Origin of the sequence: Paracoccus sp. (in: a-proteobacteria) (assembly GCF_047605025.1) — a bacterium.
Taxonomy (GTDB): domain Bacteria; phylum Pseudomonadota; class Alphaproteobacteria; order Rhodobacterales; family Rhodobacteraceae; genus Paracoccus.
Genome location: NZ_JASGGO010000033.1, coordinates 1 through 23,482, shown reverse-complemented (window position 1 = coordinate 23,482; position 23,482 = coordinate 1). Strand labels below are relative to the sequence as shown.

Sequence of the window (23,482 nt, the reverse complement as noted above, 5' to 3'; positions counted from 1 at the left end):
CGACGTGCGTCTGCATGTCACCGCAGCATAAGGAGTCACAATCATGCGCAGCGCCGTTCACACCATCTTCGGCGAACCGGCCGACGTTCTCTCTTTGGGCGAAAGCGCCGTTCCCGAACCCGGTCCCGGCGAGGTGCGGATCAGGACCATTCTTTCACCGATCCACAACCATGATCTTTGGACCGTGCGCGGCAGCTATGGCTACAAGCCAGAATTGCCCGCAATTGGCGGCTCCGAAGCGGTTGGCACAATCGATGCGCTTGGGGATGGCGTGACCGGGATCGCTATCGGCCAGCGGATCGCCGTCGCGTCGGTCCACGGCACATGGGCGGAATATTTCCTCTCGCCTGCAAGCGGACTGGTTCCGCTCCCGGACTCCATCGCTGATGAAGCGGCGGCGCAACTTGTCGCCATGCCGTTCAGTGCGATTTCCCTTCTGGAGTTTCTCAAGGTCGAAAGCGGCGAATGGGTCATCCAGAACACCGCCAACGGGGCGGTCGGCAAGACCGTGGCGATGCTGGCGGCCACGCGCGGCGTTCATGTCATCAACCTCGTGCGCCGCGATGAGGGCGTGGACGAACTGGCGGCTCTCGGCATCTCCAATGCTGTCTCGACGGCGGTGGAGGGCTGGCAGGACCGGGTGCGCGAGATCACTGGCGGCGCGCCGATCCGCGCGGCCGTCGATTCCATCGGCGGCAAGGCGAGCGGCGAGCTTCTGGCTCTGCTCGGCGAGGATGGGCTGCTCGTGTCCTTCGGCACGATGGCCGGCGAGCCGATGCAACTGTCCTCCGGCGACCTCATCTTCAAGCAGGCGGTCGTTAAAGGCTTCTGGGGTTCCAAGGTCAGCGCCGCCATGCCCGCCGAGACGAAAGCCCGTCTGATTGGTGAACTGATGCGCCTTGTCGCCGGGGGCGAGCTCAAGCTGCCTGTGGAAGCGATCTTTCGACTGGATCAGGTGGCGGAAGCCGTCAGAACCTCGCTGGCTCCCGGCAAAGCCGGAAAAGTGCTGCTGAAGCCTTGAACGAAAAAGGGGAAGCCGATGATCGCCAACATCCTGATCGGCCTTATTGCGGTATTGCACGTCTATATACTCGTGTTGGAGATGTTCCTGTGGGACACTTCGCGAGGCCGACACGCATTCAATCTCACACCCGAGTTCGCGCGGCAGACCAAGGTATTGGCCGCCAATCAAGGACTTTATAACGGCTTTCTGGCGGCGGGACTGGCTGTCGGTCTTCTTCTGGCTGCGGAGGCCGGCTTTGCCTTCAAGCTGTTTTTCCTCGCTTGTGTCGCAGTCGCAGGCATCTTCGGAGCGGCTACGTCGAGCCGCAAGATACTGTTCGTGCAAACCGTTCCCGCTCTCGTGGCGCTAGCCGCACTCTGGACAGGAGTGTGATCGCTTGTCTGGTCAGCCGATGGCCGCCGCGCCTTGGCGAAGCCGCGATCCGTGGCGATGAAATGTTGCAGCATCGGCACGATCAACCTGACGGGACCGGCGGCGGGCTGGCCGCTTACGCGCGCCGGCACCTCGGCATTATCGCCAGATATATAACATAATGCGGATTACTGCGATTTCAGAGGCTGCTGGGTGGGTTCTATTTTGAACCGCGACAAGCCATATTTTTCAGACTGTTGCAATTCGAGGAGCCCCCTCTTGGCATCGCATCTGACCTTTGATGAACGCCGGATCATTGCCAATCTGCTGCAACGCAAGGTCAGCGTGGCGCAGATTGGCTTCCACACACCGGCCGAGGTCTTCGGCGCACAGTTGGCAGAGATCAACGCATGAGCGTAACGTCTGCTATGCCGGACGCATGCTGCTGTCTTCGCTGCCGCCCGCCAAAACGCTTTTGGCCGACAAGGGCCATGATGCCGACTGGTTCCGGGACGCCCTGGCCGAGCGCAACATGCAGGCCCGCATCCCCGCAAGATCAAACAGAAAAATCCAGATACCCCACGATAGGATGCTCTACCGAAAGCGTCACAAGATCGAAATCATGTTCGGACGCCTGAAGGACTGGCGCAGCCAGTATGTGTGTCGGCGGCGATACATCTGCTTGCGCGATGATTGACAGAGCGGCCGATTCTGGAGCCCATGTGGCTGGGGTGATGAAAGTGCGGCATGCGGTTGGCGTGATGGAAAACGATCTGCTTGCGAAACTGTCGGGGGGCCTTGAGCCAAGGTCCGCTTCCTTCATCGTCACCGTCTATGGCGACGTGGTGGTGCCGCGCGGCGGGGTGTTGTGGACCGGCTCGCTGATCGAGATCTGCGCGCGGGTCGGCATCAGCGAATCCTTGGTGCGCACTGCCGTGTCGCGGCTGGTGGCCGCCCACCGCCTGCGGGGCGAGCGGGCGGGGCGGCGCAGCTATTACCGGCTGGACGCCTCGGCTCGGCAGGAATTCGACGAGGCGGCGGCGCTGCTTTATGCGCCGGATCTGCCGGCGCGGGGCTGGCAGATCCTTCATGCCCCATGCCTGACGTGGGATCAGGCGCGCGCCCTGCGCCTTGGCCGCATGGGCGGACAGGTGTTCATCCGCCCCGACCGCGGGCAAGAGGCCCCCCTGGGCGCGGTGCTGTTCCATGCCTCGGATCCGGTCGAAATCGCCGAGGTGGCGCAATACTGGGATCTGTCGGCACTGCAATCGCGCTATCTGGACATGCTGCGCCGCTTCGGCGGTATCGAGCGGATCGTGGGCCGCGTCTCGGACGAGACCGCGCTGATCCTTCGGCTGCTGCTGGTCGAGGACTTTCGCCATGCTCTGCTGCGCGATCCGCTCTTGCCGCCGCAGGTCTTGCCGCCGGATTGGAAGGGGACGGCGGCGCGCGATCTGTTCCGGCGTCTCTATGGTGCGCTGACCCCCGCCGCCGAACGCTATATTGCCGCGCGGCTTGAGGGGGTGGACGGTTTTCTGCCCGCCCGCACCGCTCAGTCCGATGGACTCTTGATAGGTATATTCAGGAATATCAATCCGATGGAACGGCCCGAGGCATGGGTTGAAACATCACAAAAATATAAAGATTTCTCTTTATCCGTGACGCTTTCCGCGCTATAAACTGACCGAACGGTCGGTGAATTGGGAGAATCGCCACCGTCAGCCAACAGGTTACGGGAGGCCACCGAATGCCGGAAGCACTCATCTGCGACGCAGTCAGGACGCCGATCGGGCGCTATGGCGGGGCGCTGGCCTCGGTCCGCGCCGACGATCTGGCGGCTCTGCCCCTGAAGGCGTTGATGGCGCGCAATCCGGGCGTGGACTGGTCGGCGGTCGATGACCTGATCTATGGCTGCGCCAATCAGGCGGGCGAGGATAACCGCAACGTGGGCCGCATGGCGGTGTTGCTGGCCGGAATGCCGGTGGGCGTGCCGGGGACCACGGTGAACCGGCTCTGCGGCTCGGGCATGGATGCCATCGGCATGGCGGCCCGTGCGATCAAGGCGGGCGATTGCGATTTCGTCATCGCCGGCGGGGTGGAAAGCATGACCCGCGCGCCCTTCGTGATGCCCAAGGCGGAAGGCGCGTTTTCCCGCGCCAATGCCGTTTACGACACCACCATCGGCTGGCGCTTCGTGAACCCGAAGATGAAGGCGCGGTTCGGCATCGATTCCATGCCGCAGACCGCCGACAATGTGGCCGCCGATTTCGGCATCAGCCGCGCGGATCAGGATGCCTTCGCCGCCCGCAGCCAGGCCCGCTGGGAAGCCGCGCAGAAGGCCGGGGTCTTCGCCGATGAGATCGTGCCGGTGACGATCCCGCAGAAGAAGGGCGATCCCGTCGTCTTCGACACGGATGAACATCCGCGCCCCGGCACCACGGCCGAGACGCTGGCGAAGCTTCGCGGCGTGAACGGGCCGGATCTGTCGGTCACGGCGGGCAATGCCTCGGGCGTGAACGACGGCGCGGCGGCGCTGGCGGTCCTGTCGGAAAAGGCGGCGCTGGCGCAGGGGCTGACGCCGAAAGCGCGCGTCGTCGCGATGGCCGCCGCCGGGGTCGAGCCGCGCATCATGGGCATCGGCCCGGCACCGGCGGCGAAAAAGGTTCTGGCGCGCGCGGGCCTTTCCATCGACCAGATGGATGTGATCGAGTTGAACGAGGCGTTCGCCAGCCAGGGCCTGGCGACGCTGCGGGATCTGGGCCTGGCGGACGACGCGCCGCATGTGAACCCGAACGGCGGCGCCATCGCGCTTGGCCATCCTCTGGGCATGTCGGGCGCCCGGCTTGTCACGACCGCGATGTATCAGTTGCACCGCGTCGGCGGGCGCTATGCGCTCTGCACCATGTGCATCGGCGTGGGACAGGGCATCGCGATCATCATCGAACGCGTGTGAAAGGAAGCCAGTCATGTATGCCCAGCTTGTGAAATCCGAAGGCGCGAAATCCCGCGATGAGATGACCCCCCAAGAGATCGCCTTTCAGGAGCGGATCGACCGGGGAGAGAAGATCGAGCCGAAGGAGTGGATGCCCGAGGGCTATCGCAAGACGCTGATCCGCCAGATCGGCCAGCACGCCCATTCCGAGATCGTCGGCCAGTTGCCCGAGGGCAACTGGATCACCCGCGCCCCCACGCTGGAACGCAAGGCGATCCTGCTGGCCAAGGTGCAGGACGAGGCGGGGCACGGGCTGTATCTTTATTCCGCCGCCGAGACGCTGGGCATCAGCCGCGACGAGCTGATGGAGCGGCTGCACAATGGCAAGATGAAATATTCGTCGATCTTCAACTATCCGACGCTGACCTGGGCCGACATGGGCGCGGTGGGCTGGCTGGTCGACGGCGCGGCGATCATGAATCAGGTGCCGCTGCAACGGACCAGCTACGGGCCTTATTCCCGCGCGATGATCCGCATCTGCAAGGAGGAATCGTTCCATCAGCGCCAGGGCTACGCCATCATGATGAAGATGGCCTCGGGCACGCCCGCCCAGAAACGCATGGCGCAGGACGCGCTGAACCGGCTGTGGTATCCGTCGCTGATGATGTTCGGTCCGTCCGACAAGGACTCGGTCCATTCCGCGCAGTCGATGGCCTGGCGGATCAAGATGAACACCAATGACGAGTTGCGCCAGAAATTCGTCGATCAGACCGTGCCGCAGGCGCATTATCTGGGCCTGACCGTGCCCGACCCGAACCTGAAATGGAACGAGGAAAAGGGCGGCCACGATTTCAGCGAGCCGGACTGGTCGGAATTCTTCGATGTGATCGCCGGGAACGGACCGTGCAACCGCGACCGGCTGGGCGCCCGCGTCAAGGCGTGGGAGGATGGCGCCTGGTTCCGCGAGGGGCTTGTCGCCCATGCCGAAAAGGCAGCAGCGCGCCGCACGGCCATCGCGGCAGAGTAAGCCCATATCGCCAGGATACGCGCCCGCGCGCGCAACCGAGTTTCAGGGAGAGAGAGAACCATGTCCAAGGAATGGCCGCTCTGGGAAATATTCATCCGGGGCCAGCACGGGCTGAACCACCGCCATGTCGGCAGCCTGCATGCGCCCGATGCCGAAATGGCGATCATGAACGCCCGCGACGTTTATACCCGCCGCAACGAGGGCGTGTCGATCTGGGCGGTCAGGTCGGTGGACATCACCGCCTCCAGCCCATCGGACAAGGGACCGCTGTTCGAGCCCTCGAACAGCAAGGTCTATCGCCATCCGACCTTCTTCGACATTCCTGAAGAAGTGGGGCATATGTGATGCCGTCGCTGCCCGACATCATGACCCCCGAGGCGGCGGAACTGGCCCGGCGCGAGGCTGCGGCCCACCCTGCCCGCCCGGACGTGCCGCGCCCCGATGCGGGGCAGGAGGCGCTGTTCGAATCCCTGCTGCGCATCGGCGACAGCACGCTGATTCTTGGCCACCGCATCTCCGAATGGTGCGGCCATTCCCCGGCGCTGGAAGAGGATATCGCGCTGGCCAACGTGGCTCTGGACCTGATCGGCCAGACGCAACTGTGGCTGGGCCTTGCCGCCCAGGTCGAGGGCGCGGGCCGCTCGTCCGACGATCTGGCCTATCTGCGCGATGCCTGGGATTTCCGCAACCTGCTGATCGTGGAACGCCCCAACGGCGATTTCGGCCAGACGCTGATGCGCCAGTTCCTGTTCGACGCCTGGCATCTGGAGCTGCTGAAGCGGCTCTCGCAATCCTCGGATCCGCGCGTGGCCGAAATCGCGGCCAAGGCGGCCAAGGAGGTGGCCTATCACCTCGAACGGTCCTCGGATCTGGTGATCCGGCTGGGCGACGGCAGCGAGGAAAGCCACCGCCGGATGCAGGACGCGCTTGACGCGCTGTGGTCCTATACCGGCGAGATGTTCGTGTCCGACGACAAGGACCGCGCCGTCGCGGCCCAAGGTATCGCGCCCGATCCGGCCAGCCTGCGCACGCCGTGGGAGGCCACCATCCGCCATGTGCTGACCGAGGCCACGCTGGAAATCCCCGACAGCGGCTTCGCCCACAAGGGCGGCAGGCAGGGTGTCCATACCGAGCATCTGGGCTTTATCCTTGCCGAGATGCAGTTCCTGCAACGGGCCTATCCCGGCGCAAGCTGGTAGCGGCATGGACACCGCGACCCGACCCGCCGTCGAACAGGTCTGGGACTGGCTTTCCGATGTTCCCGACCCGGAAATTCCGGTGATCAGCCTGACCGACCTGGGCATCATCCGCGATGTCGCATGGCAGGGCGATACGCTGGTCGTGACGGTGACGCCCACCTATTCGGGCTGCCCCGCGACCGGCATCATCAACCTGGATATCGAGACCGCGCTGCGCGGCCGCGGGATCGGGAAGCTGCGGCTGGAACGGCAGATCTCCCCGCCCTGGACGACCGACTGGATCAGCGCGGAGGGGCGGGAAAAGCTGCGCGACTACGGCATCGCGCCACCCATCGACGGCACGGCGGCGGACGGTGTTCTTGCCGGGAGGATCGGCCGGCTGATGGGATCCAACCTGACCATCGCCTGCCCGCGCTGCGGCTCGACCCATACCGAAAAGGTCAGCCAGTTCGGTTCGACCCCCTGCAAGGCCAGTTGGCGCTGCAAGGACTGTCTGGAGCCATTCGATTATTTCAAATGCATCTGAGGATGCAGCCAGGATCAGGAAAGACACCCCGATGGCACGCTTTCATCCCCTGAAGGTCACCGATGTGCGGCGCGAGACGCGCGATGCGGTCGTCGTGACGCTTGCCCCGCGCGACGAAGACGCCGCGCTCTTCGATTTCACCCAAGGCCAGTATCTGACCTTCCGCCGCGATTTCGACGGCGAGGAACTGCGCCGGTCCTATTCCATCTGTGCGGGCAAGGGCGAGGGCGCGCTGCGCGTCGGCATCAAGCGCGTCGATGGGGGCGCGTTCAGCACCTGGGCGAACGAGCACCTTTCGGCCGGGGACGAGATCGACGCCATGCCCCCGATGGGCAAGTTCCATACCGCCGTCGAGCCCGATGCGGAAAAGCAGTATCTGGGCTTTGCGGGCGGGTCGGGGATCACGCCGGTCCTGTCCATCATCAAGACCGTTCTGGCGCAGGAACCGAAATCGCGGTTCACGCTGATTTATTCCAACCGCCAGATCAACACGATCATGTTCCGCGAAGAGCTTGATGATCTGAAGAATCTCTATCTGGGCCGCTTCTCGGTCATTCATGTGCTGGAACAGGAAGGGCAGGAAATCGACCTGTTCACCGGCCGCGTGGACGGCGAGAAGCTGGGGCAGTTGTTCCGGCACTGGATCGATCCCGCCGCCATCGACATCGCCTTCATCTGCGGCCCCGAACCGATGATGCTGGCCATCGCCGCATCGCTGCGCGACCACGGGCTGAGCGACGAGCAGATCAAGTTCGAGCTTTTCGCCAGCAGCCAGCCGGGCCGCGCCAAGGCCAAGGCCGTCTCGCGCGAGGCGATCAAGGCGGGCGAAGGCGTCGCCGCCACCGTCACGCTGGACGGCGCCACCCGCAGCTTCGAGATGCCGCGCCGGGGCGAGACCATCCTGGACGCCGCGCTGGCGAACAACATGGACGCGCCCTATTCCTGCAAGGCCGGGGTCTGCTCGACCTGTCGCTGCAAGGTGCTGGAGGGCGAGGCGGAAATGGCGATCAATCACGCGCTTGAGGACTACGAAGTCCGCGCCGGCTATGTGCTGTCCTGCCAAGCCTATCCGCTGAGCGACCGCCTGGTCGTGACCTATGACGAATGAGGGAGGGGGAAGGCCATGTCCGACACCATGAACATCGAGGATTATCTGGCGCAGGGCGGCGTGCTGACGGCGCCCGGCAACGTTCCCTCCCGCTATCGCGGCGAGCTTTTGCGGCTGATGTCGTCCTTCGTCGACAGCGAGCTTGCGGCCTCGGCCGGGTTCGCGAATTCGATCAACTTCGCGCCCGCGATCAAGGAACGCATCGCCGCCAGCCGGATCACGCTGGAAAAGGCCGACCATGCCGAGCGCGTGCTGAACGTCATGGGCGATTTCGGCACCGACAAGCGCCGCTATCAGTCGCAGCACGACTGGGCCGCGCGGGTGGATCGCCACGCCGATCTGGGCGCCGCGCGGCAGGCGGGCGACATGCGGCTGTCGGTGTTCCACTATCCGATCACCGGCTGGACCGACGCGGTGGTGATGAACGTCCTGCAAGGTCTGGCGACCGGGGTGCAGATGTCCGAACTGACACGCGTTTCCTATGCGCCGCTGGCCGAGGTCTTCCGCGAGATCGCCCCGCGCGAGGCGCGCCACGCCGAACTGGGCCTTGAGGGGCTGGGGCGGATCGCAGCGACCGATGCGGGTAAGACGGAAATCCGCGGGGCGCTGGCCTATTGGACGCCGCGCGTGGCCGCCGGTTTCGGTATCGCCGGATCGGCGCGCTATGACACGCAGAGGAAATTCGGCCTGCGTCACAGCCCGAACGAGGATCTGCTGGCCCGGTGGCAGGGGCTGGTCACGGATCACCTGGCTGCGCTCGGCCTCTAACCCGATGGCGCGGGCCGGTGCCCGCCCCTCCCGGACATCATGAAGAAGGAAACGCCATGACCGTCGCACCGCGCCGTCTTGAAAGCTATGTCTGTGGAACCTGGACCCCAGGCGCCAAAGAGGGGCAGGTTCTGCTGGACGCCGCCACCGGGGCACCAGTCGCCAGCATTGACGCGACCGGCCTGGATTTCGCCGCCGTACTGGATCACGGGCGCGAGATCGCGGGGCCGAAGCTGCGTGCGATGTCATTCCACGACCGCGCGGGGATGCTGAAGGCGCTTGGCCTTGCCCTGATGGCGCAGAAGGAAGAATTCTACGCCGAGAGCCTGCATACCGGCGCGACGCGCGGCGACGCTTGGGTCGATATCGAGGGCGGCATCGGCACCATGCTGACATTCGCCTCGAAAGGGCGGCGGGAACTTCCGAATACCCGCGTGCTGACGGATGGCGATGTCGAAGTGCTGTCCAAGGACAACAGCTTCAGTGCCCAGCATATCCTGACGCCGCTACATGGCGTCGCGGTGCATATCAACGCGTTCAACTTTCCGATCTGGGGGATGCTGGAAAAGATCGCGCCGACGCTGCTGGCCGGGATGCCCTGCGTGGTGAAGCCCGCCAGCCAGACCGCCTATCTGACCGAGCTTTGTGTGCGCCGCATCGTCGAAACCGGCATCCTGCCCGAAGGCGCGCTGCAACTGATCTGCGGATCGGTGGGCGATCTGCTGGATCATGTGACCGAACAGGATGCGGTAACCTTCACAGGCTCGGCCTGGACGGGGCGCAAGCTGAAGGCGCATCCCGCCATCATCACCAATTCCGTCCGCTTCACGATGGAGGCCGACAGCCTGAACGCCTCGATCCTGGGCCCCGATGCGGTGGCGGGAACACCCGAATTCGATCTGTTCGTGCGCGAGGTCGCGCGCGAGATGACGGTGAAGGCCGGGCAGAAATGCACCGCGATCCGCCGGGTCATCGCGCCGCGCGGGCAGGTTCAGGCGCTGATCGCCGCATTGGGCGAACGGCTGGGCAAGACCGCCGTGGGCCTGCCGGGGGATGAGGGCACGCGCATGGGGCCGCTGGCCAGCCTGGATCAGCGCGACGAGGTGCGCGCGCGGATCCGCGACCTGCAAGCGGGGGCCGAGATCGTGGCGGGCGATCCCGATACCGTCAGCCTCGCCTCGGGCGATGCGGGCAGCGGGGCTTTCCTGAACCCGGTGCTGCTATATGCCGACAGACCCTTCGACGCGCCCGCGATCCATGATGTCGAAGCGTTCGGGCCGGTCTCGACCGTCATGGCCTATGACGATCTGGACGAGGCCGTGGCGCTGGCCGCCAAGGGCAAGGGGTCGCTGGTTTCCTCGGTCTTTACCGATGATCCGCAGGTGGCGGAACGTGTCGTGCTGGGTGTCGCGCCCTTCCACGGCCGGGTGCTGATCGGTAATCGCGCTTCGGCCAGAACCTCGACGGGGCACGGCTCGCCGCTGGCCGGCCTGGTCCATGGCGGCCCCGGACGCGCGGGCGGCGGCGAAGAGATGGGCGGTATCCGGGGGGTCAAACACTATATGCAGCGCACCGCCGTCCAGGGCGCGCCACGGCTTCTGTCCGCCGTCACCGGCCGCTGGATCGAGGGCGCGGATGCGCAGCAGGGCATCCATCCGTTCCGCAAGTCGCTGGCCGAGCTGAAGATCGGCGATCAGCTTGTGACCGCCGCCCGCATCGTCACGAAAGAGGATGTGGAACATTTCGCCCATTTCACCGGGGACACCTTCTACGCCCATATGGACGAGGCGGCGGCAAAGGCGAACCCGTTCTTCGACGACCGCGTGGCGCATGGCTATTTGGTCGCCTCGTTCGCGGCGGGCCTGTTCGTCGAGCCCAATCCCGGCCCGGTGCTGGCCAATTACGGCGTGGACGAGCTGCGCTTCCTGACGCCGGTGTATTTCGGCGATACTTTGCAGGTGCGCCTGACCTGCAAGGAGATCAACCCCCGCGCCAATGCCGCGCATGGCGAGGTTCGCTGGGATGCCCGCGTGACCAACCAGAAGGGCGAGGTCGTCGCCCAATACGACGTGCTGACCATGGTGGCCAAGGAATGGCCGCTGCCCAAGGATGCCCGCTGAGCCGCATCCATGCCTGGGAGGCCATCGCTCCGGCGATCGCCACCGCCGCCTTCGTCCACCCCGAGGCAGTGGTGATCGGCCCGAACTGCATCGTCGCCGCGATGGCCTTCGAGGCGCGGGGCAAACCGATCCCGGCCATGCCCGATCCCGACCGGCGCCGGGCGAAGACCCCGTGCTACGATCCGCGAGTGCTGGAACGGCGGCGCGTCAGCGAACGGCCCCGATCCCACCCAGCAGCAGGTTCGTCACCATGTCGGCATAATCCTCCCGGGTAAGATACCTGTTGTCCTTGAACCACATGTAGGCCCAGTTCAGCATCCCGAACAGCGACATGGTCACCGGCGTCAGCAGCGGCCGGTCTGGTTTGTCCAAATCTGGATTGATCTCGCGCAGGACGGCCGTGAAGCGCTGCACGATACGCCGTTCAAGGGCCTTGATCTCATCCCTCTGCGCCTCGGGCAGGGCGGTGGCGGCGTTCAGCTGCACCTTGTGCCGGTCGTCGGCCCCGCGATAGTTTTCCAACACCGCCCCGATCAATCGGTGCAGGCGCTTTTGCGGCGGCAGAAAGGAATCCTCGGCAGCTTCGATCGCGGCATCCAATTCTTGCAGATGGGTGAAGATGATCGCGAAGATCAGGGCGTCCTTGCTGGGATAGTAATGATAAAGCAATGCTTTGGAGATTTGCCCGTGGGCGGCGATCTGCGACATCGACGCCTTTTCCATACCCTGCTCGGCGAAGACCTGGGTTGCGGTCTGCAATATGCCGCGGCGCTTTTCTTCAAAATCGACTGCCCGGGTCCGAGCCATTTCAAACCTCTTTTCTCGTTCGCCCGGCAGAAGATCGGAAGACGCTGGGGGCGTTTCGGCCCCTTTGCCTTTAGCGGGTTCGTTGCAGCTTGTCACGGCTACGCCGCGTTGCAGCGTCATTCTTTGGGGCGGTTGTCGATGACGCGCTTGGCCTTGCCTTCGGATCGCGCGATGGATCCGGGATCCTTGACCTCGATCTTTGTCGAAACGCCGACCACGCTCTTGATGTGATGGGCCAGTTCCTTGGCCGATTTCGCACGGGCGGAATCGGCCGTCATCTCGGGGGTGGCTTCGACATGGACCGTCATGTTGTCCATCCGGCCCGACCGGCTCAACTCGATCTGGAAATGCGGCGCAAGTCCCTGACATTTCAGGATCTGCTCTTCGATCTGCGTGGGAAAGACGTTGACGCCGCGCAGAATGATCATGTCGTCGCTGCGCCCGGTGATCTTCTGGATCCGGCGCATGGTCCGGGCAGTGCCGGGCAGGATGCGGGTCAGGTCGCGGGTGCGGTAGCGCACCATCGGCAGGGCTTCCTTGGTCAGCGTGGTGAAGACCAGTTCCCCCATTTCGCCGTCGGGCAAAACTTCGCCGGTCGCCGGGTCGATGATCTCGGGATAGAAGTGATCCTCCCAGACATGCAGCCCGTCCTTGGTCTCGACGCATTCCATGGCGACGCCAGGCCCCATGATTTCAGACAGGCCATAGATATCGACGGCATGCATGTTGAACGCCGCCTCGATTTCCTCGCGCATGGCGTTGGTCCAGGGTTCGGCGCCGAAGATGCCGATCTCCAGCGAGCTTTCGCGCGGGTCGAGGCCCTGGCGGCGGAATTCGTCCAGGATCGACAGCATGTAGCTGGGCGTCACCATGATGATGCGGGGCTTGAAGTCGTTGATCAGCGTCACCTGCCGTTCGGTCATGCCGCCCGACATGGGGATGACGGTGCAACCCAGCCGCTCGGCACCGTAATGGGCGCCGATGCCGCCGGTGAACAGGCCATAGCCGTAAGAGTTGTGCAGCATGTCGCCCGGACGCCCGCCCCCTGCCCGGATCGAGCGCGCGATCAGGTTGGCCCAGTGATCGATGTCGGCCTGGGTATATCCCACCACGGTCGGCTTGCCGGTGGTGCCGGAGGAACCGTGGATGCGCACCAGCCGGGACTGCGGCACGGCGAACATGCCGAAGGGATAGGTGTCGCGCAGATCCTGCTTCACCGTGAAGGGAAACTTCGCGATGTCCTTCAGCGACTTCAGATCCTCGGGATGGACATCGGCCTCGATGAAACGCCTGCGGTAGAAGGGAGAATTCTCGAATGCATGGCGCAGCGAGCGTTTCATGCGATGGAACTGAAGCGCCTCGATTTCATCGCGCGAAGCGGTTTCGATGGGATCCAGGTCTTTGCGGTTCGGCGACAGGTCTTGCATGGTTTCCTCCCTTGCAAAAGCGGTATCCGGCGTCAGGCCGGCAGGTGGGTTCCCTTGACGGTGCGGCAATGGCCACGGAATTCGGCCACATGTTGCCCGTCTTGATTGGTGATGCGGATGTCATAGATGCCGGAGCGGCCGCGCCGCGACACCTCTTGTGCCCGCGCCGTCAGCCGGTCGCCGATGCGTCCGGGGATCAGGTAGGTGACCGAGCAATGCTGCGCGACGGCCATCTGGTTGTAGCTGTTGCAGGCGAAGGCGAAGGCGCTGTCGGCCAGCGTGAAGATATAGCCGCCGTGACAATTGCCGTGGCCGTTCGACATGGCGCCGGTGACGGTCATCGACAGCGTGGCCTGCCCCGGCGCGATATGGTCAAGGCTCATGTCCAGTCGCTGGCTGGCGGAATCGTCGTTCCACATCGCGCGGGCCGAGGCTTCGGCCAGTTCCTGCGGGGTCATCTCGCCTGCGGGTTTCATCGCGTTCATCGCCCCGTGAAATTGGCTGTGCGCTTTTCAAGGAAGGCGGTGACACCCTCGGCATAGTCGGCGCTGCGCCCGGCCTGCCGCTGGCAGTCGCGCTCCAGATCCAGTTGCGCGTCCAGATCGTTGGTCGCGGCCGCCTGTATCAGCCGCTTGGTCAGGCCAAGCCCCAGCGTCGGCCCGCAAGCCAGCGAAACGGCCAGCGCCTCGGCCTTGTCCATCAGTGCATCGTCGTCCACGGCCTTCCAGATCAGGCCCCAATCGGCGGCCTTTTCTGCCATCAGCGGCTCGGCCGTCATGGTCAGCGCCTTGGCGCGCGGCTCGCCCAGGATACGGGTCAGGCTGAAGGTGCCGCCCGCATCGGGGATCAGCCCGATCTTCGAGAATGCCTGAATGAATTTCGCCGATTTCGCCGCCAGAACGATGTCGCAGGCAAAGGCGATATTGGCGCCCGCCCCGGCGGCTACGCCGTTGACGGCGCAAACCACGGGCTTTTCCAGCGCCCGGATCAGCTTCAATGTCGGGTTGTAGAAGGTTTCCAGCGTATGCCCCAGATCGGGAGCGGGACCGCCCTTGCGCGGATCGCGGTCCCCCAGATCCTGCCCGGCGCAGAAACCGCGCCCGGCGCCGGTCAGCAACACGGCGCGCACTTGGGCATCGTCATGGGCGCGCCGGATCGCGGCGCGCAGGGCCATGTGCATGTCTTCGTTGAAGGAATTGAGCTTGTCTGGCCGGTTCAAGGTCAGCCGCAGCACGCCGCGCGTCAACGCGGTTAGCACCGTCTCTGTCATGTCAGGACTCCCATACCCCGAACTGTTTCGGGGCTCCTCGAAGATTTGTGTTGCATAAACCGACCGGCCGGTCAATGTTAATCTCAAGTCCAGGGAGGATACCATGACAGAGCTCTTCGACCGTCACCGGCCGATGCTTGACGCTGCCGTCACGGCGCTGCGGACGCGAGGATTCTGGACACCGTTCCCTGAAATTCCTAGCGGAAAAATCTATGGGGAATCAGCGCGGGACGACGGGGCCACCGCCTTCCAGGCATTGCAGGGGGCGGCGTTCGACATGCCCGATCATCCGGGGTCGGCGCGGCTTGGGGCCGAGCTTTCCCCCTATGGGCCGGAATTGCGAATCACCTACCCCGCCGCCGATACCGATGCGCTGGTCGCCGCGGCCGAAGCGGCGCGCCCGGCACTGGCGGCAGCGGGCGCCAAGGCGCGGGTCGGCGCCTGCATCGAGGCGCTGGTCCGTCTGAACCGCGCCAGCTTTCTGATGGCCAATGCGGTGATGCATACGACCGGGCAGGCGTTCGCGATGGCATTCCAGGCGGGCGGGCCGCATGCGCAGGATCGCGGGCTTGAGGCGGTGGCGTTGGCCTGGGACGAGATGACCCGCTTTGCCGACAGCGCCCGATGGGAAAAGCCGCAGGGCAAGGCGGCCCCCATCGTGCTGGAAAAACACTGGGCGATCGTGCCGGTGGGGATTTCGCTGGCCATCGGCTGCAATACCTTCCCGACGTGGAACAGCTATTCCGGCATCTTCGCCAGCCTTGCCACGGGCAACCCCGTGATCGTCAAGCCGCATCCCGCCGCGATCCTGCCGCTGGCGCTGACGGTGCGGGTGCTGCGCGAGGTGCTGGCCGAGGCCGGCTTGCCCGCCGATGCCGTGCTGCTGGCCGTGGATCGGCCCGGAGCCGAGATCACCAGGGATCTGGCCACGCGCCCCGAGGTGAGGCTGATCGATTATACCGGCTCGAACGCCTTCGGGGACTGGCTGCGCGACAACGCCCGGCAGGCGCGGCTTTTCACCGAAGAGGCGGGCGTGAACACCGTCACCGTCGCGGCGACGGACGATTTCGCTGGAATGTGCGCCAACCTGGCCTTTTCGCTGTCGCTTTATTCCGGGCAGATGTGCACCGCGCCGCAAAACATCTATGTGCCGGAGGGCGGGATCGACACCGACCAGGGCCACAAAAGCCTTGACGAGGTGGCGGCGGGCATCACCGCCGCCGTGGACGACCTGCTGGCCGATCCGACGCGCGCCGCCGGGGTGCTGGGCGCCATCGCGAACCCGGCGACGCTGGCGCGCGTCGAACGGGCGCGGGGCTTCGGGCGGATCCTGCGCGAATCCGCCAGCCTGCCCCAGGGCCGCACCGCCTCTCCGCTGATCCTTGGGGCGAGGGATGGCGATCCGGCCTGCGAGACGGAATGCTTCGGCCCCATCGCCTTCGTCGTCGCCGTCAGGAATGCCGATACCGGCATTGCACGGGCGGCGGACCTGGCGCGGCGCAAGGGCGCGATCACCGCCGCGCTTTACGACACCGACGATGCGCGCATCGCCCGCGCGGCGGCGGCCTTTGCGGCGGCGGGGGCGAACCTGTCGGTCAACCTGACCGGGAACATCTTCGTCAACCAGTCGGCGGCCTTCAGCGATTTCCACGTCACCGGGGCCAACCCCGCCGGCAATGCCAGCCTGACCGATACGGCCTTCGTCGCGTCCCGCTTTCGCCGGGCGATGTGGCGCAGGCCCGTCAACTGATCCGAATATGTCTCTGGGAGGAGCAAGCATATGAAAACGATCCTGACCACCACCGTTCCCGCCGCGCTGATCGCGCTTGGCCTGACGGGGGCGGCCCATGCCGAGCTGCGTCTCGGCGCGTCGATCTCGGCCACCGGCCCGGCGGCCTTCCTGGGCGATCCCGAGGCCAAGACGTTGGAAATGCTGGTCGAGGAACTGAACGCCAAGGGCGGCATCAACGGCGAGAAGGTCGAACTGGTGCTGTATGACGATGGCGGCGACGCCAACAAGGCCCGCACCTTCGCCACACGGCTGATCGAGGATGACGAGGTTCATGCGATCATCGGCGGCACCACCACGGGCCCGTCGATGTCGATCCTGGCCGTGACCGAGGACGAAGGGATCCCCTTCATCTCGCTGGCCGGGGCCATCGACATCATCCAGCCGGTCAAGCCCTATACCTTCAAGACCCCGCATACCGACCGCATGGCCTGCCAGAAGATCTTCGAGAACATGCGAAAGAACGACATCACCCGGATCGGCATGATCTCGGGAACGGACGGCTTCGGCGCCTCGATGCAGGCGCAGTGCAAGAAGGTGGTTGGCGATTACGGCATCGAGATCGCGGCGGACGAGACCTACGACCCCCGCGACGTGGACATGACGGCGCAACTGACCAAGATCAACGGCACCGAAGGGGTGCAGGCGGTGCTGAACCCCGGCTTCGGGCAAGGTCCGTCGATCGTGACGCGCAACTATCGCCAGCTTGGCATCGCGCTTCCGCTGTATCAGTCGCATGGCGTCGCCTCGGACGGGTTCATCGAACTTGCGGGCAAGGAGGCGGCCGAGGGCGTGCGCCTGCCGGGCACCGCGCTGCTGATCGCCGACCTTCTCGCGGAGGACGATCCGCAAAAGCCCGCCGTCACGGCCTATAAGACGGCGTATGAGGGCAAGTTCAACCAGCCGGTCGGGACGTTCGGCGGCTATGCCCATGACGCCTTCGCGCTGATCGTCGATGCGGTGACGCGCGCGGGCTCGACCGAGCCCGAGGCGATCCGCGACGCGCTGGAGGCGACCAAGGGCCTGGCCGGGACCACCGGCGTCTATACCATGTCGCCCGAGGATCACCTGGGCCTCGACCTTTCGGCCTTCCGCATGCTGGAGGTCCGGGACGGCAAGTGGACCGTCATCGAATGAGGTCGCGCGGCCCCTTCCGGGGCCGTTTCCGCCCGGCCTGCCGGGTGAACCCAGCCAGAGAGCCTCGGCATGTCTGAACTTCTGCAATTCCTGTTTTCAGGGCTGACGGTGGGCGCGGTCTATGCGCTTGTCGCACTCGGCTTCACGATCATCTACAACGCGTCGGACGTGGTGAATTTCGCGCAGGGCGAATTCGTCATGCTGGGCGGCATGATCACCTGGTTCGCCCATGCGGCGGGTCTGCCCCTGCCGCTGGCGGCGCTGATCGCCATCGTCGTCACGGCGGCGCTTGGCGTCGCGATCAACAAGCTGGCGATCGAGCCCGCGCGCGGCGCCCCGGTCGTCACGCTGATCATCATCACCATCGGCGCCTCGGTCTTTATCCAGGGCGCGGCGCAACTGGCCTTCGACAAGCAGATCCACAGCTTCCCGGCCTTCTCGGGCGATACGCCGCTGCGCGTGATGGGCGCGACGATCCAGCCGCAAAGCCTGTGGGTGATCGGCGGCGCGCTGGTGGTCTTCACCGGGCTGTGGATCTTCTTCACCCGCACGCTGCTGGGACGGGCGGTGCTGGCCACGTCGAACAACCGGCTGGCGGCGCAGCTTGTGGGGATCAACACGAATTTCGTGATGACGCTGTCCTTCGCGCTGTCAGCCGGGATCGGCGCGCTGGCCGGGGTGCTGGCGACGCCGATCACGCTGACCGCCTATAACGTCGGCATCGGCTTCGCGCTGAAGGGTTTCGCCGGCGCGATGCTGGGGGGCATGGGCAACCCCAAGGGCGCGCTTGCGGGCGGCTTCCTGATCGGGCTGATCGAGGCGCTGACGGCGGGCTACCTGTCCTCGACCTACAAGGAGGCCGCGGCCTTCGTCGTGATCCTGCTGGTGCTGTTCTTCATGCCGCAGGGCCTGTTCGGCCGCAAATCGACAGAGCGGGTGTGACCATGAAACTGTCGCCCAAATCCGCCACTCTTCTGGTGCTGGCCGCGCTGATCGCGATCACGCCCTTCTTCTTTCCCTCGGGCTATTACTACCGCGTCGGTGCGATGATCTTCGTGAACGGGCTGGCGGTCATCGGTATCGTGATCCTGACTGGCTATGCCGGGCAGATCAGCCTTGGCCATGCCGGTTTCGCCGGGGTCGGCGGCTATGCCTGCGCATTGGCGCCCGTGCATCTGGGCTTGCATCCGTCGCTGGCGGTGGTGCTGGGCGCCGTGATCTCGGGCGTTCTGGCATATCTTGTGGGGCGGCCGATCCTGCGCCTCAAGGGCTATTACCTCGCGGTCGCCACGCTTGGCTTCGGCATCCTGGTGTCGATGGTGCTGAACAACGAACGCGCCCTGACCGGCGGCCCGGACGGGATGGAGGTGCCCGACCTTGGCCTGCGCGGGGCGCTGAAGGGATGGGGCCTCGATCTGTCAAACGGCGAGTTCTGGTATTTCTTCTGCGGCATCGCGCTGCTGATCGGCGCCTGGATCGCGCTGAACCTGTATCAAAGCCCCACCGGCCGCGCCCTGCGCGGGCTGCACGGATCCGAGATCGCGGCGGGCACGGTCGGCATCGACGTGGCCCGGATGAAATTGAAGGCATTCGTGATTTCGGCCGTCTATGCCTCGGTCGCGGGGTCGCTGGTGGCGCTTCAGAACAAGTTCATCACCCCCGATGTCGCGGGCTTCATGCACTCGATCGAGATGGTGACGATGGCGGTTCTGGGCGGCGCGGGTTCGGTCCTTGGCGCGATCTTCGGCGCGGGCATCCTGACGCTGCTGCCGCAGGCGCTGACCTTCCTTGCGGAATACGAACAGCTCGTCCTCGGCCTTGTGATGATGCTGGTGATGATCTTCCTGCGGGAGGGGCTTTTGCCCTCGATCCTGCGCAAGCTGAGAGGGAGGGGCGAATGACGACGCTGCTTTCGGTCGAAGGGCTGGGCATCACCTTCGGCGGCCTCAAGGCCGTCAACGATGTCAGCTTCAAGGTCCAGCCGGGCGAGATCGTCTCGGTCATCGGTCCCAATGGCGCGGGCAAGACGACGCTGTTCAACATGATCTCGGGCGTCTACCGGCCCGGCTCGGGCCGCGTCGTGCTGAAGGACGAAAACGTGACCGGCATGGCGCCCTTCCTGCTGGCCCGGCGGGGCATGTCGCGCACCTTCCAGAACCTGCAAATCTTCCAGAACATGACGGTGCTGGAAAACGCCATCTCGGGGTTTCATTTGCAGGAACGTGGCCCGGTGCTGGCCGATCTGCTGAACCTGCCGTCATCGCGCGCCCGCGCCCGCCTGGCCGAGGAAGGCGCGCGCAGGCTGCTGGAACGTGTCGGGCTGGAACGCGCGGCGGATCGAGAGGCGGGCAACCTGTCCTATGGTTCGCTCAAGCGGCTTGAGATCGCCCGCGCGCTGGCCATGCGGCCCAGCGTATTGCTGCTGGACGAACCCGCCGCCGGCTGCAACGCGGTGGAAACCGAGGAAATCGACCATCTGATCTCCGAGGTCGCCGCCTCGGGCGTCGCGATCCTACTGGTGGAACACGACATGAAGATGGTCATGCGCATCTCCAATCATATCGTCGTGCTGGATCATGGCGAGAAGATCGCCGAGGGCGCCCCCGCCGTGGTCAGCCAGGATCCGGCGGTCATCGCGGCCTATCTGGGGGCCGATGCCGGCGCGGAGGTGGAACATGCTGACGGTTGAGGGACTGCGCTCGCGCTATGGGCGCATCGAGGTGCTGCACGGCATCGACCTGCATGTCGATTCCGGTGAGATCGTCACCGTGGTCGGCGCGAACGGCGCGGGCAAGACGACACTGCTGCGCTGCCTTTCGGGGGTGCAGCCGGTCTCGGCCGGGACCATCACCTTCAGGGGCGAGCCGCTGACCCCGGTGCCCGCCTTTCGCCGCCTTGCGCGCGGGCTGGCGCAATCGCCCGAGGGGCGCCAGATCTTTACCAACCTGACGGTCGAGGAAAACCTGCGGCTGGGCGCCTATCTGTTCAGCGACGACCGGGTGGAAAAGGACATGGAGGACGCCTTCCAGATGTTCCCGATCCTGAAGCAGAAGCGCGCCCTGGCGGCGGGCGGGCTGTCGGGCGGCCAGCAACAGATGCTGGCGATGGCGCGCGCGCTGATGGGGCGGCCGTCCTGCCTGCTGCTGGACGAACCCTCGATGGGCCTTGCGCCAATCATCGTGCAGCAGATCTTCGATGTTGTCAGCGGGCTGAAATCGCTGGGCGTGACCGTGCTGCTGGTCGAACAGAACGCCTTCGGCGCGCTGAAGATCGCCGACCGGGGATATGTCATGGAAACCGGCCAGATCACCATGACCGGCCCGGCGGCCGAACTGATCGCCGACCCGCGCATCCGCGAAGCCTATCTGGGGATATGAACATGCCAGTCGTCACCGTTGCCCGCGAGGGAGAAATCGCCATCGTCACCGTGGACAACCCGCCGGTCAATGCGCTTGGTCAGGCGCTGCGACAGGGGCTGTGGGATGCCGTCGGCACGCTGGACGCCGACCCGGCGGTCGCGGCCGTGGTGCTGATCTGCGCCGGGCGCACCTTCATCGCCGGGGCCGATGTGACGGAATTCGGCAAGCCGCCGCTGCCGCCGCATCTGCCCGATCTGGTGAACCGGATCGAGGCTGCCGCAAAGCCGTGGATCGCGGCGATCCACGGCTCGGCCCTGGGTGGCGGTTTCGAGTTGGCGATGGGCTGCCGGTTCCGCCTGGCCGCGCCCGATGCCTCGGTCGGCCTGCCCGAAGTCACTCTGGGCATCGTGCCGGGCGCATCCGGCACGGTGCGCGCGCCGCGTCTGGCGGGCATCGCGGCGGCGGTCGATCTGATCACCACGGGGCGCCCCCTGCGCGCGGCCAAGGCGCGCGAAGCCGGGCTGATCGACGCCGTGATCGAAGGCGGGCTGCGCGAAGGCGCGACGGCCTTCGCCCGCCAGGCACTGGCCCGGCCCCTGCCCGAACCCGTCTCGGCCCGCCCCGTCGTCGCGCCCGATGCCGGTTTCTGGGACCAGGCCGAAACATCCGTCGCGAAAGCCGCCAAGGGCGCCGCCGCGCCGCTCCGCGCGCTGGCCTGCCTGCGCAAGGCGGCCGAGGCGCCCTTCGCCGAGGCGATGGCGTATGAGCGTCGGACCTTCCTGGACCTGCGCGGCTCGGAACAGGCGGCGGCGCTGCGCCATGTGTTCTTCGCCGAACGCGCCGCGCCCCGTCCGGCGGCGCTGCGCGATGTCGATCCGCTGACCCTGCGCCGCGTCGCCGTGATCGGCGGCGGCACGATGGGCGCGGGCATCATCGCCGCCCTGCGCGAGGCCGGCCTGCCCGTCATCCTGATCGAGCGCGACGAAGAAGCCGTCACGCGCGGCCTGGACAATGTGGCAAAGGCATTCTCCGGTGCCGTCAAGCGCGGCAAGCTGTCCCAGGCCCAGGCCGTCGCCATGGTCGACGGGGTGATGGGCACGACGGATTATTCCACGCTGGCCGATGTGGATCTGGTGATTGAGGCGGTGTTCGAGGAAATCGGCGTCAAGCGCGCGGTGTTCGAGCAACTCGCCGCGGTCTGCCGGCGCGATGCGGTGCTGGCGACGAACACCTCTTATCTGGACCCGCGGCTGATCGCCCAGGGGCTGCCCAATCCCGACCGCTTCATCGGGCTGCATTTCTTCAGCCCCGCCAACGTGATGAAGCTTCTGGAAATCGTGCCGGCGCCCGAGACATCGGACCGCACGCTGGCCACCGGCTTCGCCTTGTCGCGGCTGCTAAAGAAGATCCCCGTGCGCGCGGGGATCTGCGAAGGGTTCATCGGCAATCGCATCCTGAAACGCTATCGCGCGGGCGCCGAAGGGCTGGTTCGCGGCGGCGTGGCGATTGCCGATGTGGATGCGGCCATGCGCGGATACGGCTTCGCGATGGGTCCGTTCGAGGCGCAGGATCTTGGCGGCCTCGACATCGCCTATCTGCAACGCGAGGGCGCGCGGGCGGCGGGACAGGACGTGCCCGAGATGCTGGGCGACATCCTCGTGCGGGCGGGACGCAAGGGCCAGAAGACCGGCGGCGGCTGGTATGATTATACGCCGGGCGACCACAAGCCGCAGCCTTCGCTGGCGGTGACCGATCTACTGGCTACCGAAATCCGCTCTGGCCCCGAAATAAGCCAAGACGAAATTGCCTCCATGCTGGTAGGCGAGATGGCGGCCGAAGGACTGTCGATCCTGTCCGAAGGCATCGCCGGATCGCCCGCGGACATCGACCTGGTGGAAATCCACGGTTACGGTTTCCCACGGTGGCGCGGTGGTCCGATGTTCGCGATGCGCATGCCAGATCGTCCGTAAGCTGATTCTGATCTGCTGGCGGCTGTTGGAATTGGCCCATATCCTCAGATCGTGGCGATGGCCGTCTCCCGATCCTCGAACGCCAGTTCGAACTGGTCTGGATCGCTCGTCTCGGATCGCCGCCCAAAGGCCGCCTGCTTGAACGCCGCAGCCCGCTTCCCCAGCCGTTCGCTTCGGGTGTCCGCGCATGCCTTCATGCTCTCGGACGAGGCGGTTGCCGTCCGTTAAAGGGGAAACCCCCTGCTATCAGCATTTCACCGGCAAGACCTTCTTTCAGCACCGTTTTCCGGTCGACCCCTCATCGTTGGCGCATTGGCGCCAAAGGATCGGTGAAGGGGTGGGCTTTCGACCAAAACGATCAAGGCAGGTAGCACCTCGGAGACAATCACGGACAAGGCCCTGAAACGGGTGGCGGTTGATCCCACCGTGATGGAGAAAAACATCGCCCATCCGACGGACCCCGGCTTTACGAACGGGCCCGCCCCTGCTGGCCGGCCTGGCGGAGAAGGCCGGGATCGCGTTGCCCCGCGTCTGGCGATCCAGGTCGGGCGCCACGCCCACGCCCGCCAGTTCAAGCGCATGCGCAAGGCGCTGCGCCAACTCAGGGGCCATGTCGGCCGGGTGCGCCACGATCTGCGTCGACACTTGCAGGACATTCCCGAGGGCAC

Annotated in this window: 24 protein-coding genes and 3 pseudogenes; 21 read left to right on the top strand and 6 right to left on the bottom strand. The window is 65.5% G+C overall.

The features are described from left to right. Nucleotides 1-43 precede the first annotated feature (43 nt). Together QM682_RS16130 and QM682_RS16125 are read left to right on the top strand one after the other, a co-directional pair. Nucleotides 44-1,021: a zinc-binding dehydrogenase gene (locus tag QM682_RS16130; protein ID WP_415131548.1), complete on the top strand. Its 978-nt coding sequence runs from the start codon at nt 44-46 to the stop codon at nt 1,019-1,021. A gap of 18 nt (nt 1,022-1,039) precedes the next feature. Further along, the gene (locus QM682_RS16125) at nt 1,040-1,396 is read left to right on the top strand and encodes a DUF1304 domain-containing protein (protein WP_415131546.1); all 357 of its coding nucleotides are present in this window, start codon (nt 1,040-1,042) and stop codon (nt 1,394-1,396) included. A 23-nt stretch (nt 1,397-1,419) separates the two neighbouring features. Here QM682_RS16125 and QM682_RS16120 read toward each other — a convergent pair. After that, nucleotides 1,420-1,533: pseudogene (locus QM682_RS16120) on the bottom strand (DUF2274 domain-containing protein); the annotation flags it as partial. 121 nt (nt 1,534-1,654) lie between these two features. On the opposite strand from QM682_RS16120, the gene QM682_RS16115 reads away from it, so the two are divergent. The 11 genes from QM682_RS16115 to paaZ all read left to right on the top strand — a co-directional run bounded on the left by QM682_RS16115 (nt 1,655) and on the right by paaZ (nt 11,055). After that, entirely contained in the window at nt 1,655-1,789 is a 135-nt protein-coding gene (locus tag QM682_RS16115; RefSeq protein WP_415131544.1) for a helix-turn-helix domain-containing protein, read from the top strand. Further along, nucleotides 1,731-2,072: a transposase gene (locus QM682_RS16110; RefSeq protein WP_415131542.1), complete on the top strand. Its 342-nt coding sequence runs from the start codon at nt 1,731-1,733 to the stop codon at nt 2,070-2,072. The genes QM682_RS16115 and QM682_RS16110 overlap by 59 nt, the downstream gene beginning before the upstream one ends. A gap of 64 nt (nt 2,073-2,136) precedes the next feature. Beyond that, the gene (locus QM682_RS16105; RefSeq protein WP_415131540.1) at nt 2,137-3,054 is read left to right on the top strand and encodes a PaaX family transcriptional regulator C-terminal domain-containing protein; all 918 of its coding nucleotides are present in this window, start codon (nt 2,137-2,139) and stop codon (nt 3,052-3,054) included. Nucleotides 3,055-3,122: 68 nt separating this feature from the next. Continuing rightward, nucleotides 3,123-4,328: a 3-oxoadipyl-CoA thiolase gene (gene pcaF / locus QM682_RS16100; RefSeq protein WP_415131538.1), complete on the top strand. Its 1,206-nt coding sequence runs from the start codon at nt 3,123-3,125 to the stop codon at nt 4,326-4,328. A 13-nt stretch (nt 4,329-4,341) separates the two neighbouring features. Next, a complete protein-coding gene (gene paaA / locus QM682_RS16095; protein WP_415131536.1) occupies nt 4,342-5,334 on the top strand; it encodes a 1,2-phenylacetyl-CoA epoxidase subunit PaaA in 993 nt (330 codons plus the stop codon). Nucleotides 5,335-5,394: 60 nt separating this feature from the next. Further along, nucleotides 5,395-5,679: a 1,2-phenylacetyl-CoA epoxidase subunit PaaB gene (paaB, locus tag QM682_RS16090; protein ID WP_415131534.1), complete on the top strand. Its 285-nt coding sequence runs from the start codon at nt 5,395-5,397 to the stop codon at nt 5,677-5,679. After that, entirely contained in the window at nt 5,679-6,533 is an 855-nt protein-coding gene (paaC, locus tag QM682_RS16085) for a 1,2-phenylacetyl-CoA epoxidase subunit PaaC (RefSeq protein WP_415131532.1), read from the top strand. Before paaB ends, paaC begins: the two co-directional genes overlap by 1 nt. 4 nt (nt 6,534-6,537) lie before the next feature. Then, complete coding sequence (gene paaD / locus QM682_RS16080) at nt 6,538-7,059, top strand: 1,2-phenylacetyl-CoA epoxidase subunit PaaD (RefSeq protein WP_415131530.1); 522 nt, start codon at nt 6,538-6,540, stop codon at nt 7,057-7,059. 31 nt (nt 7,060-7,090) lie between these two features. Further along, entirely contained in the window at nt 7,091-8,167 is a 1,077-nt protein-coding gene (gene paaE, locus QM682_RS16075; RefSeq protein WP_415131528.1) for a 1,2-phenylacetyl-CoA epoxidase subunit PaaE, read from the top strand. A gap of 15 nt (nt 8,168-8,182) precedes the next feature. Next, nucleotides 8,183-8,935, top strand: coding sequence for a Phenylacetic acid catabolic protein (locus QM682_RS16070; RefSeq protein WP_415131526.1), 753 nt, complete (start codon nt 8,183-8,185; stop codon nt 8,933-8,935). Between the two features lie 56 nt (nt 8,936-8,991). Next, nucleotides 8,992-11,055, top strand: a complete 2,064-nt coding sequence (gene paaZ / locus QM682_RS16065; protein ID WP_415131524.1) for a phenylacetic acid degradation bifunctional protein PaaZ — start codon at nt 8,992-8,994, stop codon at nt 11,053-11,055. 207 nt (nt 11,056-11,262) lie between these two features. Here paaZ and QM682_RS16060 read toward each other — a convergent pair whose 3' ends face one another. The 4 genes from QM682_RS16060 to paaG are packed head-to-tail and all read right to left on the bottom strand — an operon-like array spanning nt 11,263 to nt 14,559. Continuing rightward, a complete protein-coding gene (locus QM682_RS16060) occupies nt 11,263-11,982 on the bottom strand; it encodes a TetR/AcrR family transcriptional regulator (RefSeq protein WP_415131522.1) in 720 nt (239 codons plus the stop codon). Continuing rightward, complete coding sequence (gene paaK / locus QM682_RS16055; RefSeq protein WP_415131520.1) at nt 11,979-13,289, bottom strand: phenylacetate--CoA ligase PaaK; 1,311 nt, start codon at nt 13,287-13,289, stop codon at nt 11,979-11,981. Before paaK ends, QM682_RS16060 begins: the two co-directional genes overlap by 4 nt. 32 nt (nt 13,290-13,321) lie before the next feature. Continuing rightward, on the bottom strand, nt 13,322-13,747 hold the full coding sequence (paaI, locus tag QM682_RS16050) for a hydroxyphenylacetyl-CoA thioesterase PaaI (RefSeq protein WP_415131576.1): 426 nt from the start codon (nt 13,745-13,747) through the stop codon (nt 13,322-13,324). Between the two features lie 23 nt (nt 13,748-13,770). After that, nucleotides 13,771-14,559: a 2-(1,2-epoxy-1,2-dihydrophenyl)acetyl-CoA isomerase PaaG gene (paaG, locus tag QM682_RS16045; RefSeq protein ID WP_415131518.1), complete on the bottom strand. Its 789-nt coding sequence runs from the start codon at nt 14,557-14,559 to the stop codon at nt 13,771-13,773. A gap of 103 nt (nt 14,560-14,662) precedes the next feature. On the opposite strand from paaG, the gene paaN reads away from it, so the two are divergent. The 7 genes from paaN to QM682_RS16010 all read left to right on the top strand — a co-directional run bounded on the left by paaN (nt 14,663) and on the right by QM682_RS16010 (nt 22,814). Next, nucleotides 14,663-16,309, top strand: coding sequence for a phenylacetic acid degradation protein PaaN (gene paaN / locus QM682_RS16040; protein WP_415131516.1), 1,647 nt, complete (start codon nt 14,663-14,665; stop codon nt 16,307-16,309). A 30-nt stretch (nt 16,310-16,339) separates the two neighbouring features. Continuing rightward, entirely contained in the window at nt 16,340-17,485 is a 1,146-nt protein-coding gene (locus QM682_RS16035; RefSeq protein WP_415131514.1) for an ABC transporter substrate-binding protein, read from the top strand. Between the two features lie 69 nt (nt 17,486-17,554). Beyond that, nucleotides 17,555-18,427: a branched-chain amino acid ABC transporter permease gene (locus tag QM682_RS16030; protein ID WP_415131512.1), complete on the top strand. Its 873-nt coding sequence runs from the start codon at nt 17,555-17,557 to the stop codon at nt 18,425-18,427. 2 nt (nt 18,428-18,429) lie between these two features. Next, nucleotides 18,430-19,386, top strand: a complete 957-nt coding sequence (locus QM682_RS16025; RefSeq protein WP_415131510.1) for a branched-chain amino acid ABC transporter permease — start codon at nt 18,430-18,432, stop codon at nt 19,384-19,386. Beyond that, nucleotides 19,383-20,174 carry an ABC transporter ATP-binding protein gene (locus QM682_RS16020; protein WP_415131508.1) on the top strand — a complete coding sequence of 264 codons (792 nt, stop codon included), beginning with the start codon at nt 19,383-19,385 and terminating at the stop codon, nt 20,172-20,174. The genes QM682_RS16025 and QM682_RS16020 overlap by 4 nt, the downstream gene beginning before the upstream one ends. Then, the gene (locus tag QM682_RS16015) at nt 20,161-20,862 is read left to right on the top strand and encodes an ABC transporter ATP-binding protein (protein ID WP_415131506.1); all 702 of its coding nucleotides are present in this window, start codon (nt 20,161-20,163) and stop codon (nt 20,860-20,862) included. The genes QM682_RS16020 and QM682_RS16015 overlap by 14 nt, the downstream gene beginning before the upstream one ends. Nucleotides 20,863-20,864: 2 nt before the next feature. Continuing rightward, nucleotides 20,865-22,814 (top strand): 3-hydroxyacyl-CoA dehydrogenase NAD-binding domain-containing protein, encoded by a 1,950-nt coding sequence (locus tag QM682_RS16010; protein ID WP_415131504.1) that lies wholly within the window; start codon nt 20,865-20,867, stop codon nt 22,812-22,814. A gap of 47 nt (nt 22,815-22,861) precedes the next feature. Here QM682_RS16010 and QM682_RS16005 read toward each other — a convergent pair. Then, nucleotides 22,862-22,996, bottom strand: a pseudogene (locus tag QM682_RS16005) (transposase domain-containing protein); the annotation flags it as partial. A gap of 4 nt (nt 22,997-23,000) precedes the next feature. Between QM682_RS16005 and QM682_RS16000 the strand changes: the two are divergent. Next, nucleotides 23,001-23,482 (top strand): annotated as a pseudogene (locus QM682_RS16000) (IS5/IS1182 family transposase); the annotation flags it as partial.